This window comes from Cobetia sp. L2A1, assembly GCF_009796845.1.
GTDB lineage: Bacteria > Pseudomonadota > Gammaproteobacteria > Pseudomonadales > Halomonadaceae > Cobetia.
Genome location: NZ_CP047025.1, coordinates 2548949 through 2567757, shown reverse-complemented (window position 1 = coordinate 2567757; position 18809 = coordinate 2548949). Strand labels below are relative to the sequence as shown.

Below are 18809 nucleotides of genomic sequence, written 5' to 3'. Positions count from 1 at the left end.
CTACCGAGGCGCACTTTCAATTTCTTATATAAGTGTTCATGTTCATGTCGATATTTACCTTGTTCAATATTGTAGGTAAGAGTCGTTATCTGAAATAGTAGGCGTTCAGGACATCGTATCCATAAACGGTGGAAATTGCGATATTTCTGCAATAAAATATCGGTAGATCACGGTAGTATTGTCGAATGTTGCGCTTGTTTGGTCAGATGCGGCGATAGCTGTTAGTGACGCCAATCTAGGTGTCATGACTTTATCGTCATCAGTAGTAGTGTGAGTGGACTTCGCGCTAGATAGCGTTCTGGCAGGCAACCATTATTGGGGAAAGAAGAGGAGGCATTGTTAAAAAAACTAGTGCTGGCAAGTCCTGCCAAGGTCGCCAAGATCAAGTATCACTTTGAGTGTATGACGGGAAATAAGAACAGTATTTCAACTGTGAATCGGTTAAAGACCACGTTCATGTCACAGATCGCTGCGAATCAGGAATAATTTCCTCAGTAGAAACGAAAACGGGTGGAGAGCCATGGCTCCCCACCCTTTTTTTCATATGTATCTGTAATTGCCTCTTTAAGCCCTGCGGGCAGATCAAGTTCCGCCAGGCTACTTGCTGACCATCTCACTTCGGTCTGCCAGAGAGGTCTCTTCGCTACCGTGCTGTTTGACCAACTTGGCCATGGCCTGCTCTTCACGGCTGCTTTCGCCATCTTCGCTGCTGCCATTGTCCATCTTGTGCATCAAACGTTCCGCCAAACGCCATAGCGTGGCGGCTTCACTGATCATCATCACTGGAATGCTGATGCCCAGACGTGCTTCTACCGCTGTCATGAGCTCGACCCCCATCAGCGAATCAAAGCCCATGTCGTAGACGCTCTTGTTCACGTCGATCGCAGTGACATCGATCAGCAATATCTTGCTCAGCTCACCCTTGAGTATCTCGACAATGGCTGTCTGCAGCGCCTCTCCAGACAGTCCCGCCAGTGCCGCGGCAATGTCATCCTGCTGAGCTTGACTGGTGTCGTCGTCACCGGCGCGTCGTGCTATTTCGGCAAAGCGCGGGGTGTCGGCCGTCGGCAGGAATCGCGCCAGCGCGCCCCATTCCAGCTCTAGTACACCCAGCGAGCGTGAGGGCTGACCCACTACGAGAGCATGTTGATCAGCCAAGATCATGTCACCCAAGCATGCCAGGGCTTGATCGGCCATCAGTGCATCACCCCCCAAGCGATTCTTGAGTGCTTCACGTGTCTTCTCGTTGCGGGTGAGGAAGCCTGCATCTTCAATGGCGCCCCAACGAGCACAGGTCGCTGGCAAGCCACGTGCACGACGGCTGGCTGCCAAGCCCTCCAGCCAGTGGTTGGCTGCCACATAGACACTTTGTCCGGGGTTACCGAACAACGTAGTGGCGGAGGAGTAGAGCACGAAGAAGTCGAGCGCGTGTCCTGCGCTCAAGACATCCAGCAGACGGGCACCTTCCAGTTTTGGCGTCATCACTCGCGTGATGCGGCCGGCGTCGAGCTGGCGAATCAGTGCATCGTCTATGACTGCCGCGGCATGGATGATGCCCTTGAGCGGAGCCATCGTCGTCTTTTCACCCGCGGACTCCTGGGTGGTGATGCACTTGAAGACATGGGTCAGTGCTTCACGATCTGATACGTCACACGCCAGTGCGTGCACGCGCACTCCCTGCGCTTCCAAGCGTGCGACGCCTGACTGGGCCTCCTCGCTTGACGCACCGGAGCGTCCGAGCAGAATCAGTTCACGAGCGCCCTGGGCGGCAAGCCATTCGGCACTGCGCAGGCCAAAGCCACCCAAGCCACCGGTCACCAGATAGCTGGCTGTCGGATCTAGCGTCAGTGTGGTTGATGCCGATGTACTCGCTGTCACCGACACAGCGGTAGCAGGTGGGCGTGGTATTGAATTGGAATTGTCGGCGATCGGGACTTCGCCATCAGTGTCAGCAGGCGTGCTGGCTGCTCGTTGCGTCACGACCACCTTGCCTATCTGACGGGCCTGCTGCATGTAGCGGAAGGCCTCGACGACCTGGCTGGCATCGAACGTGGTGAAGGGCAGCGGTGCCAAGGTGCCATTGTCGAACAACGCCATCATCTCGCGGAACAGGCGTGTGGTCAGCCCCGGGCATTCCTTCATCAACTGATCGGAATCGATACCGAAGTAGCTCAGATTGTTGCGGAACGGGCGCAGCCCCATCGGAGTATTTTCGTAGAAATCACGCTTGCCCAACTCGCAGAAGCGCCCGAAGGGCTTGAGCACGCGCAGATTCTGGACGATCGCCTCACCCGCGAGGGAGTTGAGCACCACGTCCACTCCGCGAGCATCGACTGACGCATCTCGCTGCTGACGGGCTGCCAGATCCGCGAGAATATCCTCAGCAAAGCCGTGGCTACGTGAGTCGTAGATATTGTCGATGCCCATCAGCGCCAGGAAGTCACGCTTGGCTGGCGAGCCTACCGTCGCGAAGACTTCTGCTCCCAGCCAGTCAGCAATCTGCAGTGCGGCAATGCCGACACCACCCGCAGCACCATGAATCAGAACCTTTTCACCCGCTTCAAGGCGTGCCAGATGCTTGAGCGCGTAGTAGACCGTGAAGAAGGTGGTGGGAATGGTGGCGGCAGCTTCAAGACTGATGCCCTGCGGCACATGCGCAAGTGCAGTCTCCGCGATCACCAGACGATCCGAGAAGCTTGCGGGGCCAAAACCGACCACACGCGCACCGACAGAAAACTCGGCACCTTCGCCTGCCTGGGTGACGACACCGGAAAACTCGAGACCGAGGCTCGGACCAGAGAAACCATGCTCGATCGCCTCATCAGACAGCAGGCCTAGCGTATACATGACGTCGCGGAAATTCAGGCCAGTCGCTTCGACGCGCACTTCGACTTCACCACGCGCCACCGGCGGGAGCACCCGGGGCTGCCATTCGAGATTGCGCAGCTGGCCCGGCTGGCTGAAGCCCAGACTAACTGCCGCTCGATCTTGCGAGAGGCTCGAGACAGTGGCACGGGGCAACGTCGTATGCGGAGCCGCCACCTCGCGCAGGCGCGTGGCAAAGCGTGTCCCTGCAGCGGTAAGCACGACTTCCTGCTCATGATCCGGAGCTTCCAGCTCCTGCACGATGGCCGCAAACAGCACGTCACTCGGCGCGGTATTCAGCGGGATATCCAGCAGCCGTATTGCCAATGATTGGCTCTCGTTGGCCAGGCTGCGGGCAAAGCCCCAGCTCGCCGCGTCGGCAGGTGCCTGATGCCCGTCACCATTCAAGGGTTGAGCAGGCTGAAGAGTAGGTGATGCAGCCAGCGGCCAGAGGACGGCCACACCGTGTGTCATCACCCAAAGTGTCGGCGCAACGGCGTCTTCATCTTGCTCCTGAGCAGCATCAAAGGCTTGTGCCACTCCAGCAAGCAGTAGCTGACGCGCGCACTGCTGAGCATTATCGCTCTCTGATTGCCCTTGAGCGGCGGGCAATGCGATCAGATGATCAAACTGCGCCAGATGCTCAACGAGTACGCTGGGAGTGCTGTCCTGATCGCTATCCATCGAGGTGGGCAGTGTCTCGTGGCTGACCTGATGACCTCGTGCCTTGAGTGTCTGGGTCAGGTGCTCCACGAAGGCTTGATCAGCCCGCGACTGCGGTCCGTCGAGCAATGCGATCTGCAATGCCTGAGTACTTATGGAATGAGCAGTTGTGGAGTGATCGCTTAAGGAGTCAGCGGCCTGTGTCGGTTTCAGGCGTGCTGAAAGCCACCAGGCCCCTGCCAGAGGAGCGCCAGATTCCGTCTGTGTCGTCAGGTCGCACTGGAGTCCCAATTGAGCCAGCAGGCGTCGCCACTGAGCACTGCTGGGGTGGCTACGGAGTTGCGCACCATCGTCCAATGCGAGAAGAGGGCCGCTCCATGTTGCCGGCTCACACCCACACAGCAAGACGTCAGCACCGGGGGCAAGGTGGCCCACTAGCGCCGTCAATATCTCGCGCGCCTGCGACGGGGCTTCCAGATCCAGATGCACAATCGCCAACTGGTTATTGGCGATATACGCATTGGCAGACGCTACAGCGTCGCTCGGCGTTGCAGCCTGCCAGTCATCACTCGAGACCACGTTGATCAGCGGCAGGTCTTCCTGAAGGCGATTTCCTTCATTCAGAGCCGAGGCACTGGCAGCCACGAAGGTGTAGCCAAGTACATCATGAGGACGGCGATGTACATTGGCATGACGTAGCGAGACCAGTCGCTGACCTACCCAAGGGCCGCCGGCACCCATTTCGATGATATTGAGGCGCTGACCTGCTGGCAGTCCAGCGAGGGCGGACGCGAGGCGTTGGTCAAGTTGCTCGCTCAGCCACTGCCAACCAGCATTGCCGACCGCCGTCTTGAGCAGTGTCGGGACAAGCGGCTGGCGCAGCTGAGTAAGAGCAGCCTGTGCATCGGGAGTCAGCGATTTTGCCGCCCGCGCCCTATGCATGGAGGCTTTGGTATCGCTCTCGTCTGACAGGGTTTCTTCAGGTTGATTTTCCCCTGCTTCGTCGATAGCGGCATCGTTGCCCTCCTCACTCAGCGGCATGCCGCGATTGAGCCATTCATCAAGATGCAGATGCAGGCGACCAGCGATATGAGTCAGCGGGAATTGGCCGGGATAATCTCGTGCCAACAGCTGCCAGATATCACGGGCGGCGGGCAGGTCAAGTTCATTGATCTGCCAGTAGCCATTGTCCTGGGCCTCGATCAGCCCTTGCACTTCAGCCCATCCCAGCAGCGCACGGCTGAACAGCGGTGCGCGCTGCTGCCAGCGGGTCGCCGCCTCGATATCCAGATGTGACTGGGCGGGTTCACCGGGCGCGGCATGACGCACCAACGTCTCATGGACACTGGAGAGCATCAGGCTATCGAGCAGTGGCTCCACCTCATCGGCGAAGCGCACACTGTCATTGAGCGGGTGCGCCTCATCCTGAGGATACTCGTGAGTCGCCGTGATCAACGACATCAGTGCCAGATCAGGCACCTTGATCGCGGTTCCGGGATGAGGAGCTGCAGTCAGTTCCACGTCCAGATAATCTAGGTGCGCGCGGCCATCACGACCCAGACGCACGGCGCGGAAACGAGCTTCTTCCGCGACTGCAACGGCGCAGCCCTCAGCATCGAATAGCTCGAAGTCGGCGCATAGAGAGTGTGGCCCTCGTGAGCGCAGCACGACGCGTGCGGTAGTGATCTGTGAGGCGCGTACCTGTTGGCGTACCTGCAAGCGACCGACCCGCACCGGCACAAATGCCATGCCATCACTGGCCGCTGCCTGTCCCTTGAGAATTCCCAGTAGAGGGATGAATAGCTGGAAGGCACTGTCGAGAACGCCGGGGTGCAGATGGAAGTCTGCGTCCTGTGCAGCCATTTCTGGTGTCAGTGCAAAACGTGCCAGCACCTGCGGGCGTGACGCAACATCATTTCCGGCCTCGACCCAGATCTGCTCAGCGGCACGGAAGTATGGGCCATAGTGCAGGCCGAGTTGCGCTGCTGCAGCCACATGCGCATCACGATCGAAATCTGCGCTACGAGAGGGCAGTGTCGGAGCACGACGTTCGAGTAGACGTCCACGTGTGCCGGTAAAGGCGCGTGCCACGGCGTGAAGATTCCACTTGTCGGCATCTTCAGCACGGGTCTCGCGGCTTTCCAGACGCATGGCGCCATTGGCGTTGTCGAGTGACAGGCGTGTCAGGCGCAGCGTACTGTCATCCAATAACAGTGGGGCTCGGATCTCGAAATCTTCGAGATCCAGCACAGCGTGCAGGCCATGAGCATCTGTTTTATCAGCATCGCCCTTGGCGGCTTGCCATTCATGGGCGGCGGCCAAGCATTGCTCAAGATAGCCTGCTCCCGGGAATACCGCGCTTTCACCGACCTGGTGGTCAGCCAGCCAAGGCACTTTCTGAGTGTCGAGCTGCGCTTCCCAGGTAAGACGTTGTTGGGCCAGACGATAACCCAATAGTGGATGCACGTAGTGACGATCCAGCAGGCGCTGGCCTTCACTGGTGGTACCGACGAAACAGGGAGTGCGTTGCCACGGATAGCTCGGTAGCTCCACGAACTGTCCTGTCACGGGGAACTGCTCACCGAGATCGACAGCGCCCGATAGAAGCACTCGGCCGCGCAGATGTTCCAGTGCCTCAAGGCCATCATGTCGACGTTCGAGACTGGCGAGTACTTGGCCGGCCGGCGCATCATCACCACGCGCCTTGAGGACATCGTTCAAGTAACTGCGCAGAATCGGATGGGCCCCGATCTCGATCAAGAGACGATGCCGCCCATGGCCGCTGCCTTGGCTGGTTGCGGCTGGCCAGGCGACCAGTTCGCTGATCGCGGCTTCGAACATGACCGGCTGGCGAATGTTTTCCCACCAGTAACGCGCGTCCAGTTGCTCGCCTGCGATGACGCAGCCCGTCACGGTGGAGACAAAAGGGATATGAGTGGCTTGCGGCGCAAGGCCCTTCAGTGACGCCAGCAGTCCATCCTTGATCGGGTCCATCGCCGGGCTATGGAAGGCATAGTCCAACCCCAGCACGCGAGCGAAGGTGCCTTGCGCGGAAAGCTGCTTGCCCAGGGCCTCCAGCAGCTCACGATCCCCGGCGAGCGTGACACCGCGTGGACCATTGATGCCCGCCAGTGACAACGTGTGCCAGCTGTCCTGTTCCAGCCATTCACGGATATCACTCTCGCCAAGGCCGACCGCCATCATGGCGCCAGTACCGCGAGTGCGTCCCTGATGATGACTGCGCTGGAAGATGACGCGAATGGCGTCATTCAGTGTCAGTGCGCCACTGGCCCACGCGGCCGCGACTTCACCCACGCTGTGGCCGGTGACGGCAGCGGGGCAAATGCCACGCTCGATCAGCCATTCGGTGACGGCGACCTGCAAGGCAAACAGCGTCGGCTGCGCGACCTCGGTGGCATCAAGACGGTGGTTCTTCTCGCGCGTGCTGCCGTCATCGCTTTCGCTCTGCGGGTAGCCGTTCAGCTCGTGAAGCAGCTCGAAGCCATTGAAATCGCGGAAGAGGGTATCCAGGCGTTCCAGGCAAGCGCGCACACTGGCGGATTCTTGCATGAGGGCCCGCCCCATGCCTTCCCACTGGCAGCCGTTGCCGGAATAGACGAAGACGGGGCCGCGTTCTCGGCTATCAGTCGCACGAGTGTCGGCTGCAGGGAGATCAACGGTGGATCCCTTTACGGGCTTACGGACCGAGGCGCCGTTGTCGCTTTCCGTCGCGAGTGGTGGCAGGCGATCCGCCAATGTGATGCGCGGGTGGTCGCCAAGGTCTCCCTCTGCACCCAATGCATCGAGATCTTCAAGCAATGTCTCGAAGGTATCTGCACTCAACAGAGCACCATGAACATGATGTTCGCGACGCACCGCGAGTTGCCAGCTGAGATCGTAGAGACTCGGCGCATTGCCGTGTTGTTGTGTCGCGCGCAGATGCTCGGCCAGTTCGCGGGCCGTCTGCTTGAGTGCGTCTGGCGAGCGGGCACTGAGGCGCAGCGGCTGAGCCTGCTCTGCGTCCGGTTCAGCATCAGTGTGCTGATGAGCCGAGCCTCCAGGGGAGAGAGGCGGGCTTTCCAGCAGCACGTGCGCATTGGCGCCACCGAAGCCAAACGAGTTGATACCGACGACCAGACGGCCTTCAGCTTTCAGCTTGCGGGGCTGGGTGACGATATCCAGATTCCACTCATCGGTGCGAATCTTGGGATTCAGACGTTGAATCTTGATGGTCGCCGGGACTTCGCGGTGCGCGATGACGCCCAGCGCCTTGGCCAACCCTGCGACACCAGAGGCGGTCTCCAGGTGGCCCATATTGCTCTTGATCGAGCCAATCGGTAGCGGGCTGGAGCGTTTCTGACCGATGGCAGCGCCGATGGCGCGCGTCTCGAGCGGGTCACCCACCGAGGTGCCGGTCCCATGTGCTTCGAGGTAATCGATCTCGTCCGGGGTGATGCCGGCCAGCTCACAGGCGCGCTCCATCAGCTCAATCTGCGCGGCCGGGTTGGGCACGGTCAGGCCGGACTTGTAGCCGTCGGTATTGACGACGGTAGAGGCGACGACAGCCAGGATCCGATCGCCATCGGCAATGGCCTGCTCGAGCTCCTTGAGCAGGAAGACACCGCCCCCCTCGGAGCGCACATAGCCATCGCCCGCTTCGTCAAACACCTGGCAGCGGCCAGTCTTTGACAGCATGGTGGCCTTGGAGAAGATCAGGAAGCCATAGGGGTGCAGGTGCAGGCTGATGCCGCCGGTCAGCGCCATGTCCGTCTCACCGCTGCGGATCGACTGACAGGCTTGGTGGAAGGCGACCATCGAGGAAGAGCAGGCGGTGTCCAGTGACAGGCTGGGCCCATGCAGATCAAAGGCATAGGACAGGCGGTTGGAGGCAACGCTCGAGGTGTTGCCGGTCGCTGTATTCGGGCCGATGGCGCTCAGGTCATCCGCCATGCGATAGGAATAGTCGAGGCTGGCTACGCCCATGTAGACGCCACAGCGTGAACCGCGCATCTTATTGGCGGGAATGCCGGCATGCTCGATGGCTTCCCAGCTCATTTCCAGCAACATGCGCTGCTGGGGGTCCATGCTGGTCGCTTCGCGTGGGCTGATGCCGAAAAATGCCGGATCAAAGCCCGAGATGTCGCCCAGCGTGCCGGCGGCAAAGCTGTAGCTCATCCCCGGGGCTTTCTTGTCCGGATGTAATAGGGAGTCCTTGCTCCAGCGGTCATCGGCGACTTCGGTCACCATGTCCTTGCCGGCCAGGAGGTCTGCCCACAGAGTGGCCTGAGTGGTGCCGGGGAAACGGCTTGCAGCGCCGATGATGGCAACGCGTCGGGTCATGAGAGGCTCCTGAACTTCTGAGTCGCGGCACTGTGGCGAACATGTTGGTTCGTCGCCTGCAGCAGCGCACTTCCAAGTGTTTCAATGTTGATGACGCGCGGGTCGCCTTTACGGCATTGCTCGTCGGTCTTGAAGGCGCCGTCGCAGACCAGGGCCGATTCCATCAGCTCTGGGTCTGCCTCGCGCACGGCGTCCATGGTCTGTTGAGCGACCTCGGCGGACTCCGGTAGCTGCGTCGACCAGATGAAGGTATCTGTCACACCATTGGGCTCGCCGAGCGTCTGATAGACCTCGGGCATGATGGGGACGTGATCACCGTAGAAGCACAGCAGTCCACCGCGCGGTAAACGCGACAACGCCGTACTGAGTTGGTCGATCATGGCATCCGCATTGACCAGGTGGCGCAGATAGATGCCAAGTTCACGACAATTCTCCGGTAGCTCGCCTTCATACCATTCGGCCAGGCGCGCGTTGTCGAATGTCTCGAGATGCAGCGGGCCATGATTTTCCATGGTGATGACCTGAATGAAGAGTGGTGTATCACCCGCTTCCAGTAGGCAGTCTTCCACCTTGGCGGCGACAGCGGCATCACTGATGTACTGTCCGCACTTGTCAGCATCGCTGAAGTGAGCGATATCGAGGAATTCATCGAAGCCGAGTGTCTTGAGCACCTTGTTTCGAAGATAGAAGCTGCCCGGATAGGGGTGAATGCAAAGTGTACGATAGCCCAGCGCCTTGTAGCTGGCGGCCAGGTTGGGCACGGCGCGCTTGGCCAGCTGATGGTAGGGATTGAACTGATGCACGCCCAGCTGCTCAGGCGTCAGACCGGTCAAGAAGGCGGTTTCGGTGCGTACTGTATTGGCCCCCCAGGCAGGCACGGCCAATCGACCACATGGCAAGCCTTGCGCCAGTGCCGTGAAGTGACAGCGGTCCAGATGCGGCAGTAGATCATCGCGTACCTGTGGGTAGATACGGCGCGCATCGAAGAAGGATTCGCTCTGCACGCTGACGACATGCGGCAAGAGCGCCTGGGTGTCCGTCGCTTGCGATCCGTCTTCGAGGGCAGCTTCCTGAGCGTCTTTCAGCAGGGTGGTGAGTGTGAGTTCCACCTCGCGCTGCGCCGCTTCCAGCGGGTCATGCGTAGGCGCCAGAGGGCGGCGTGCCAGGCGTGCATAGGCGAGCAGGTAAGCCACCATGCCCAACTCACGAAGATCAAATTCAGGCATCAGGGTGACTTTCGGCGCAAGCTTTCCCCCCATGACGTAAGTGAGTGCACTGGAGGCGATCAATATGCTGATCACGGGCAGTAGCCATGCACTGGCTGCAACAGCTGCCGTACTTTGTGAAGCTGAGAGAGTCGGTTCCAGCCATAGTCCCAAGCCAATCGCGAGCGCCCCGGCAGCGGTCGCGACGATAGTCAGCCCGATGCCAAAGAAGGGAATATAGAGGCGCGGATGCTTGATGGCGTCAGTGAAGTACTCGAAATCCTGGCTGAGGAAGGGCTCACGAAGAGACACATACTTGGTATGACTGACCTGCAAAACGACCAGCCACAGCGCATTGACGACCACCAGTGAGAACCAGGGGCGTTGGGTGATCAGCGTGCACAGGGCCCAGCTGGCGCACCAGTAGCTGACGTGGGCCAACTGGGCGTTGACCGGGCGGCGCAGGAAAGCCACTGGAGGCAGGGTCATCTGCCGCAATAGCAGGTGTTCAAGACCCAGCGTCATCACCAGGCCGATAAGCAACGGCCATGCCATGAAAGATAAAAACGCAATGACAAACTCCATGTAATGCCGACCTCGTTAGCGTCTGCCGTAGCAGATGCAGTGTAATGTTCAGGTCGGAATCTCGACCATCTGGAGTACTGATGTGTAGAGCGAGACGCTATCGGAAGGCCGTGCATGGCAGGCCGTCAGGATCACGCTTTCAATGACTGTATCAATGAGTGTAATTGAACAGGCCCAGCAAGCGCTGCGATATTCCTGCCGGCAGGACGCTCAGCCACCAGCACCCGAAATTGAGCGGGAAGGGGAAGCTGATGCGGGCACGATTCTTCGCCACCCCTTTCATGATTCGCTGCGCCGCCTTGTGCGCTGGCATCTCGAAGGGCTTGGGACCAGGCATTGCCTCACACATCGGTGACGTGACATAGCCGGGCATCACGACCGTCACACCGACACCGAAGGGCTTTAGCCAGCTGCGCAGCCCTTCGCCGTAGGCTTTGACTGCTGCCTTGCTGCCACTGTAGCTGGGCGTCAGGGCCAGACCATGCCAGGCCGCCAATGAGCTTAACAGCACTAGCTGACCACTGCCGCGCGCCTTCATTGCCAGCGCGAGATGATGCGCCATGCCCAGTGTTCCCATGACATTGGTCTGCAAGAGACGTCTAGCGTCTTCCCAGCGCTCACCATTACCCTGTGGGCCGATATCGGTATTCATGCCGGCATTGGCAATGGCGATATCGGGCACGCCGCGCGCGCAGACCTCCTCAAGCCAAGTCAGTAGCGTCTCTTCATCACACAGATTGAGTACCGTGCACTCGACCTCCGCGCCCAGTGCTCGGCATTGGTGAGCAATATCATCAAGCTTGCGCTGTCTGCGACCGGTCAGGATAAGTGTGGTGCCCTTGGCTGCATAGCCACGTGCCAAGGCGCCGCCTATCTCACCGGTGGCACCGGTAATCAGCACGCGTCGCAGTGCCGCGGATGAACTGGCGTCTGCGCCACCCTCAGTAGATGAATCGCTGTCGCGGCGTGTGTCTGATGGCGCTGGCTGGGTTGGCTGGGTTGGCTGGGTTGGCTGCTTTGGGGGCATGGCCGTCATGATCTGTCTCCTTGAATCCCGACACAGACGGTCGGTAGTTCCCATGCTTTTTCGTTTTTGGCTGAGCAATCGTCACTTCTCAGCATCTCGTGGATCGCTTCGGTGCTGCGGGGCTTGGCTGCGTCCCTGCGGTACAAGCCTTCTTGTCAGCAACGGCTCAGCATGAGCTCGAGCGGCGAGCGCTCAGCACTCAGTATCTTGACAGCCCCTTGTACGGCGAGCTGCATGCCCGGCTTGCAGTAAAAGCCACCATTCAACTGCACGGTATGAATGACGGTATTGCGGAAGTTGCGGAACAGCGTGGTATCGGGGCGCTGACCTTGTGTCCAGAAATCATTCAGGTTGCCCTGGAATGTCAGGCCCGGCAGGTTGAAGATCGGATCTCCCATGCAGAAGGTCGGGCAGCGGTATTGCAGTGCCACGTTGCCGGTAGTGCTGTTGACGGTGATCATGCCCTTGGCCTGCTGCAGCAGTTTCTCCAAGTTGCCACTTTCCAGATAGACGATGCGCCCGATCAGGTCGTAGCGACGCTCCAGGTTGCGAATCAAGGCCGGATAATTGACCAGCCCCATGTCCAGCGGGTGATTCTTGATCACGAGTCGTGCCCCGCGAGGAGCATTGAGCGCAAAGCTCTTCATCACACGCTGGATGACTTCCTGCATGTTGGCAAAGCGTGAATGATAGCGAATCTGGGCATCCGTATTGAGCTGTAGTGGCAGTAGGTAGAAAGGTGCACCACTTCGGGTCAGCTGTTCGATGCGTTTGCCATCGCGGTGCTTGTACCAGCGCATCAGTGGCAGACGTGTGGCATAGCCGGCATATTCATGGGCGGCATTGATGCTGTGCGGCTGATAACGCGGAAACAGCAGCGGATTGGCAGCGCCCGCCAGGTGGTAGGTGATGTCATGACGAGCGCGCTCGCGGAAGGGCGCCTTGAAGCGCTGCGGCGTCGGCGCATCATCCAGATGCTTGCCAGCCTCTCTGAACCAGTCTGGGTCACGCGGTAGCAACGAGTGGCCATTGACCCCCTCGCGTTCCAGCGTCACCCAGAATGGCCGAAAGTATCCTTCCTCGAAGACATGGGTGCGAATGCCAAGATATTCCGCCTTGAGCACGGCGTCCCGATGTACAGGGCGACGGTCACCGAACAGCACCTGATCAGTGACATGATGCTTGCGCCACAGGTCAGCGATGTAGTCACCGAGCTCTTCGATGCGGCCGCGGAAGGCATACGCCTTGTCGTGACGCCAATAGTAGCTGTCACCGCTATTGAAGTTGACCTTGATGACCTCGTGGCCATCCTGTTTGAGCTTGTTCGCCAGATCGAGAAAGAAGGGCGAACACACGCCCTGCAGCAACATGAACACACGACGACGACCATCACCGGATTTGCGCTGGTGATCAGGTGACATAGGGGACGGTGTCTTCGCCGGTGGCGATGACTCTGACTGGGATGACGGTCGCGTCAATACTGCCTCATCGGACAGCTTGAATGTCGGGGTCTGCTCGCGTGCTCCGTTCAGGAACGGAGCACTAAAAAGAGGAGTGCTGATAAACGGTAACTCCAGACGTTCATGTTGCATAAATCAGTGCTTCCCGATGAATAGCGCGCGATAGCCCCGATAAAGCCGCGTCTTCCATGGCAGGGAAGGTGTCAAGGTGCCATGACGGAGTGTCTCGCGTTGTTGTTCCAGAATCGTGACGACCGTTTCTGCATTGCAAAGATGCCCCTGCTTTGGCGCGACATAAACGGGATATTCGATCAAGGCGCCCGCTACCAATGCATCCAGACTCAAGCGACGGGTACGTCGAGGGCAGTCAAGCTGATCACGCGTCAATCCCCAGCCTGCATAAAAGGGCATCCCATGCGTCGTCACCGTGACGCCGCGAAGCAGGGCTTCAAAGCCCGCCAGGGAGCATAGCGTGTGCAGGTGATCCACTTGGGAAAACAGCTGGCTGATGTTGCCAGCGGTCAATTCAAGATCGTAGAAATTGTCTGTCTTCGCCATGTCACCAGCCCGTCCACCTGATACAACGTCAGGATGCGGCTTATAGATCACGTAGGCATGAGGGTGCAATTTTCGCGCCGCTTCAATTAAAGCCCGATTGGTTCGGATGCCGGGGCAAGCGTGGCGAATTGAGGCGTCAGACTCCACCTGTCCCACCACCAATACGACTTCGCGCCCGATCGCCAGGGCGCGAATATCAGGCAGCTCGTCACTCTCCGAATTGTACTTGCTCAAACCCAGTACAGTAATGCGCTCGCGCAGACTGCAAGCGCGCTCAAGTTCGTCCTCGCTGAACTGATGATTTTCCAGCCAGTTTTCCAATGTGCTGGGGGCGCTCGCATCGAAGTGCATCGCGCGCGAGTCAAGAATCAGAGACAGCGGACGTACCAGATCCACCCCCAGGCCGACGGAACGCAGAAATCCATCCTCGATGCGCCATAGCTCACCGCCGTGTGTGGCGACTTCTGCCGCAAACCCGGACGTGGTGCGACTCGCCCAGCTCAATACCCGGCTGCGCGAAGACGGCAGGCCAGATGTCGTGCTGGCGTTGGTCTGCAACCGCTTGAGGGCATCCATGTCATTTTTTTCAAATGTCAGTTGTGCCATCGGGCCCAGGAAGAAGGGCAGGAATCCCTGTTTCCAGCGAGAATAGCCGGGGGCTATCCAATCACCTGCCAGTTTCTCACTCTGACGCTTTTGATCAGCCAACAGATGAATGATCTCTTCAAGTGACGCGGCGCTGCGAGTGTAGGGATTGGCGTAGCGACTGTACTGAAGATACGCCGCGGCAAAGACTTGCTCGAGCGTCCGCGAGCGTCCGCGGCGCGAGCATTGCTGGCGGTCTTCGGTCAGTCCCCAACCCGCATAGAAGGGTATTCCATGGCAGGTGACCGGCAGGCCCGCCATCACTGCCTCAAACCCCAGCTGGCTAGTCACCACATGCACGGCATCGATCTGCTCAAACAGACTCCATGGATTGATGTCGTCGCTGAGCAATGTACAGCCACGCTGGCGGGCACCTTCGAGCAGGTAGCCCTGTTTCTTGCCTGCGATCACATCTGGATGCACCTTTACCCATACCTCGGCATCCGGCAGGGCGCAGGCGTCATGTAGCATGTCAATAAACGTCTGTGCGTTAGCCATGCCACCTTCGACGGAGGCATCGCCGTCGGTCTGGTCGACAACCAGGATGCGCTGACGCTTCTGGCAGGCTGGCAGGCGTTTCTCGGGTGCATGGTTATACTTGCTTAGGCGCTGCTCACGAAGCTGCTGCATGGCTAGGCACGCACGCTGAAGTAATTTGGCATCCTGGCGTTGCGGGGACTCGATGATCAGCTGCTCGAGATCGCTCGGCTGGCGGGCATCGTAATAGATCCCTTGGTGATCGACGACCAGTGACATACCGGGATAACCAGCACTGGCAAGCGTCAATGAACGAAGAAAACCATCCTCTAATGCGACATAGGGAAGAGCATGCTTACGGGCATGGCGTCTGGCACGTTCAGCGGTGGATTTATGGCCCCAGCCTACGACACATGTGGCAGATTCATTGTGCAGGAAAATTCGACTTTGGTCGCTATTATTGGCGCGCTCAAGGGTGCCGAGTTGTGTATGCCTCTGAGGCGAAAAAAATGTGAAAAGTGGTGATTTTATTACATTTTTTATCGCCCCGAGTCGCCATGACAAGGTGGTCGCAGAGGAGTTTTGTCTCTTGTTTCCACTCTTTTTCCCACGACTCAAGGTGCCAGGAAAATCTATGCAAGCCTTGCGTAGAGGCATGAGTTCGGGGATAAAGCAGTCAAGATCAGGCTTATGGAGAATACCAGATGAAAAACATAATGATCGGCTGTAGGCCACGCCAGAAAAGGGTTTCCTGATGTCGTCGGCAGTATTTTCTGAGGTTGAGCAGGGTTGCACGGGAGGCTACCATCCTTGTTTTCTTCTGCGCTTTGTATGCAATTCTTCCGTTGCATTAAAGAAAAGTAACTGCTCACTCATGTCACCAGGCACATTCTTGCAGCCTATGGTGCGCGACCGTTGACGCAGAGTCTACAAATAGCGAAAGTACGCAAAGTGACGGATGAATTCAATCAAAGCCTTTGTGGGTAAAGTCATTAGTGGGCGAATGATTAGTATGAGTTTTTGACTGAAGTCAGTCTTATTGCCTGCATGCTTTTGTGGTGCGAGCTTTACTGCTAATGTGCTCCGCTTTGCTATAATATGTCATCTCGCCAAACTCGACAGATACGTCACCTTGTAGTCAAAAAGGCACAGCGTTCTGGTAAGTACTCTAGAGTGGCTGTTGTAGACAAGCGGCAGGATGCCAAGGGAATACTAGTAGATGGAAATTGCGCAGCACATGGACGCTATCGTCACGCTGGTGGTTACGTTGGGCGTGCTAGCAGGACTGATCTGGAACCGATGGCCAGCTGAATGGCTGATGATGGCAGCCGCTGTGCTGCTTATCCTGTTGGGTATCATCTCTCCATCTACCTTCCTGTCGGGGTTCGCCAACCCTGGCATCATGACCATTGGCGCGCTGTTCGTCGTCGCGGCAGGTGTTCAGGAAACGGGGGCGTTACGTTGGATGCTAGAACGGTTGCTCGGTCGTCCAACATCTCCTTCTTCGGCACTGGCACGTTTGATGCCTATCACGTCATTGCTGAGTGCCTTCCTCAATAACACGCCTGTCGTCGCGCTGTTTATCGGGTTGGTGCAAGGCTGGTGTGCGCGAATGAAAATCTCACCCTCTCGCTTGCTCATGCCCATGAGCTACGCGGCGATTCTCGGTGGTACCTGCACGCTGATAGGCACCAGTACGAATCTGGTGGTTGATGGTCTGCTGCAATCACAGGCCGGTCTTCCTGGGCTCGGTATTTTCGATATCACCCCATTAGGTGTTCCCGTATTGATCATGGGGACGCTCTGGATGGTGCTGGTCGGCTGGCGCTTCCTTCCTCAGCGCAAAGGGCTGGTTGAGCAGTTGGGCAATGGGCGTGAATACTCTGTCGCGATGCGCGTCGCTGACAAGGGCCCCTTGCACGACAAGAGCATTGAAGAGGCTGGCTTGCGTAGCCTGCAATTCGGTTATCTCGCGGAGATAGAGCGATCTGGAAAGCTACTATCGATGGTGGGCCCGGATACCGTGCTGCAATCCGGTGATCGCCTCATCTTCGTGGGTGTCGCGGATACTGCCAATGAAGTTCGCGCCTTCCGTGGCCTGGATACTGATGCAGCAGGACTTGATCTTGATCACCACCAGCGCCGCATGGTGGAAGCAGTCATTGCGCCAAGCTCTCCCGTCGTGGGAATGAGCATCAAGGAAGCCCGCTTCCGTACCCGTTATCAATCCGTGATCCTCGCTGTATCTCGCGACGGCGAGCGTATCAACAGCAAGGTCGGCGATATCGTGCTGCGGCCCGGCGACACCTTATTGTTGGAAGCCGCTGCTGACTTCACTCGTCTGCATCGCTATAACCGCGAATTCCTGCTCGTCAGTGCGTTAGATGGTAATGGTATGCCAAATCTCACCAAGGCGCCGCTCGCTATCGTGATCATGAGTCTGATGATCATTACGCACCTAGCCGGCTTGGTAGATCTGGTCGAAGCTGCCGTTGCTGCTGCTGTCATGATGGTCTTCACGGGCTGCCTTCCAGCGGCGCAAGCGCGGGCCAGTATCGATGGCAGTGTGCTTATCGTGATCGCTGCTGCGCTGGCACTTGGGCAAGCGATGTCAGATAGCGGGGCAGCACAGTTGGTGGCAGAGCAATTGATGCAGCTGGGCGGTGGTTCGCCTTTATTGATGCTTGCGCTGGTGTATCTGACTACGACGTTATTTACCGAAATCATTACCAATAATGCTGCTGCCGTACTGATGTTTCCTATCGCGATGGCGGTCAGTGAACAACTGGGTGTCTCACTGATGCCCTATGCAATTGCCATCATGTTTGCTGCTTCAGCCAGTTTCCTGACGCCACTGGGGTATCAAACCAACCTGATGGTCATGGGGCCTGGTGGCTACAAGGTTTCCGATTACATGAAAGTGGGCCTGCCGATGAGCATCATTGTCGGCGTGACATCGGTGGCTCTGATTCCGCTGATCTGGCCTTTTGCTGGCTAAGAAAGTGAAGGGCAGCAGCGGACTGAAACATGGCAAAAAATATGTGCGGCTGTGTGCGAATAAATGGTTGGCAGGCTTTTTGCCCTCTTTTACGACATACCTGAAGACCGACAAGGGAATACATGATGGATACGACAGCGGGCATGACGACAAACACGACGCGGGCGATGCTGACAGCACTTGAGTCCATCGCACGCAAGGCGGGTGCTGCCATCATGGAGATCTATGAAAGCGGCGATTTTACTGTCGACATGAAGGCTGACGATTCCCCATTGACGACGGCTGACCGCGCAGCGCATGGCGTCATTGTCGATGGGCTCAAGGGCATGGATGTCCAATTTGGTGCAACGCCCATCCTGTCAGAAGAAGATGCCGACATCTCATGGACAGTGCGCAGCGAATGGACACGCTACTGGCTAGTCGATCCGCTGGATGGCACCAAGGAGTTCATCAAGCGCAATGGCGAGTTCACCGTCAATATCGCGCTGATCGAAGCAGGCGTACCGGTCGTCGGAGTCGTGTATGCCCCTGCGATAGACACCTTGTATGTGGGTGCGCAGCAAGCCGATGGCGTGTCGTCCATTGCAGAAAAGCAAGTGGGTAGCGAGGCACCTCAGCCAATTTCAGTCACTGCCGCGCCGGGTGCAGAAGATAGCTGGCGTATCGTCGGTAGCCGCTCGCACCAGACGGATGACTTCAAGGCCTTTGTCGCAGATTTCGCTGCCTGCGATATCGTGGCCATGGGGAGTTCACTCAAGCTGTGCCTGGTAGCAGAGGGCGCCGCGGATCTTTACCCGCGCCTTGGCCCGACTTGCGAGTGGGATACCGGCGCAGCACATGCGGTGGTGGAAGCTGCTGGTGGGCAGGTACTGAATGCCGAGACACGGCAGGCGTTGCGTTATAACCAGCATGACAGCGTACTCAATCCGTATTTCATCGTTTGCTCCACGCCGGCTGCTCCTTGGGCCTGATAGGTAGGCAAGCGA

General features: G+C 58.2%; 7 protein-coding genes. 2 read left to right on the top strand and 5 right to left on the bottom strand.

Annotated features, from left to right (window positions below; translation table 11 throughout):
• Positions 1-597: 597 nt before the first annotated feature.
• The 5 genes from GQR90_RS17640 to GQR90_RS10935 form a co-directional block, all read right to left on the bottom strand.
• A complete protein-coding gene (locus GQR90_RS17640) occupies positions 598-8868 on the bottom strand; it encodes a type I polyketide synthase (protein ID WP_233266242.1) in 8271 nt (2756 codons plus the stop codon).
• Positions 8865-10658 carry an LTA synthase family protein gene (locus GQR90_RS10950; RefSeq protein ID WP_158774142.1) on the bottom strand — a complete coding sequence of 598 codons (1794 nt, stop codon included), beginning with the start codon at positions 10656-10658 and terminating at the stop codon, positions 8865-8867. Before GQR90_RS10950 ends, GQR90_RS17640 begins: the two co-directional genes overlap by 4 nt.
• A 151-nt stretch (positions 10659-10809) precedes the next feature.
• Positions 10810-11694 carry an SDR family NAD(P)-dependent oxidoreductase gene (locus tag GQR90_RS10945; protein ID WP_233266241.1) on the bottom strand — a complete coding sequence of 295 codons (885 nt, stop codon included), beginning with the start codon at positions 11692-11694 and terminating at the stop codon, positions 10810-10812.
• A gap of 146 nt (positions 11695-11840) precedes the next feature.
• Positions 11841-13106, bottom strand: a complete 1266-nt coding sequence (locus GQR90_RS10940; protein WP_158774141.1) for a capsule biosynthesis protein — start codon at positions 13104-13106, stop codon at positions 11841-11843.
• Positions 13107-13280: 174 nt separating this feature from the next.
• Positions 13281-15482, bottom strand: coding sequence for a capsular polysaccharide export protein, LipB/KpsS family (locus GQR90_RS10935; RefSeq protein ID WP_158774140.1), 2202 nt, complete (start codon positions 15480-15482; stop codon positions 13281-13283).
• Between the two features lie 562 nt (positions 15483-16044).
• Between GQR90_RS10935 and GQR90_RS10930 the strand changes: the two genes are divergently transcribed.
• Entirely contained in the window at positions 16045-17823 is a 1779-nt protein-coding gene (locus GQR90_RS10930) for an SLC13 family permease (protein ID WP_233266239.1), read from the top strand.
• Positions 17824-17945: 122 nt separating this feature from the next.
• Positions 17946-18794 (top strand): 3'(2'),5'-bisphosphate nucleotidase CysQ, encoded by an 849-nt coding sequence (gene cysQ / locus GQR90_RS10925; RefSeq protein ID WP_233266238.1) that lies wholly within the window; start codon positions 17946-17948, stop codon positions 18792-18794.
• Positions 18795-18809 lie beyond the last annotated feature (15 nt).

Bases quoted from the DNA above. Each gene is read 5' to 3' on its own strand.
- GQR90_RS17640 (WP_233266242.1), bottom strand. From the start codon at position 8,868: ATGACCCGACGCGTTGCCATCATCGGCGCTGCAAGCCGTTTCCCCGGC.
- GQR90_RS10950 (WP_158774142.1), bottom strand. From the start codon at position 10,658: ATGGAGTTTGTCATTGCGTTTTTATCTTTCATGGCATGGCCGTTGCTT.
- GQR90_RS10945 (WP_233266241.1), bottom strand. From the start codon at position 11,694: ATGACGGCCATGCCCCCAAAGCAGCCAACCCAGCCAACCCAGCCAACC.
- GQR90_RS10940 (WP_158774141.1), bottom strand. From the start codon at position 13,106: ATGTCACCTGATCACCAGCGCAAATCCGGTGATGGTCGTCGTCGTGTG.
- GQR90_RS10935 (WP_158774140.1), bottom strand. From the start codon at position 15,482: ATGCCTCTACGCAAGGCTTGCATAGATTTTCCTGGCACCTTGAGTCGT.
- GQR90_RS10930 (WP_233266239.1), top strand. From the start codon at position 16,045: ATGGAAATTGCGCAGCACATGGACGCTATCGTCACGCTGGTGGTTACG.
- cysQ (WP_233266238.1), top strand. From the start codon at position 17,946: ATGATGGATACGACAGCGGGCATGACGACAAACACGACGCGGGCGATG.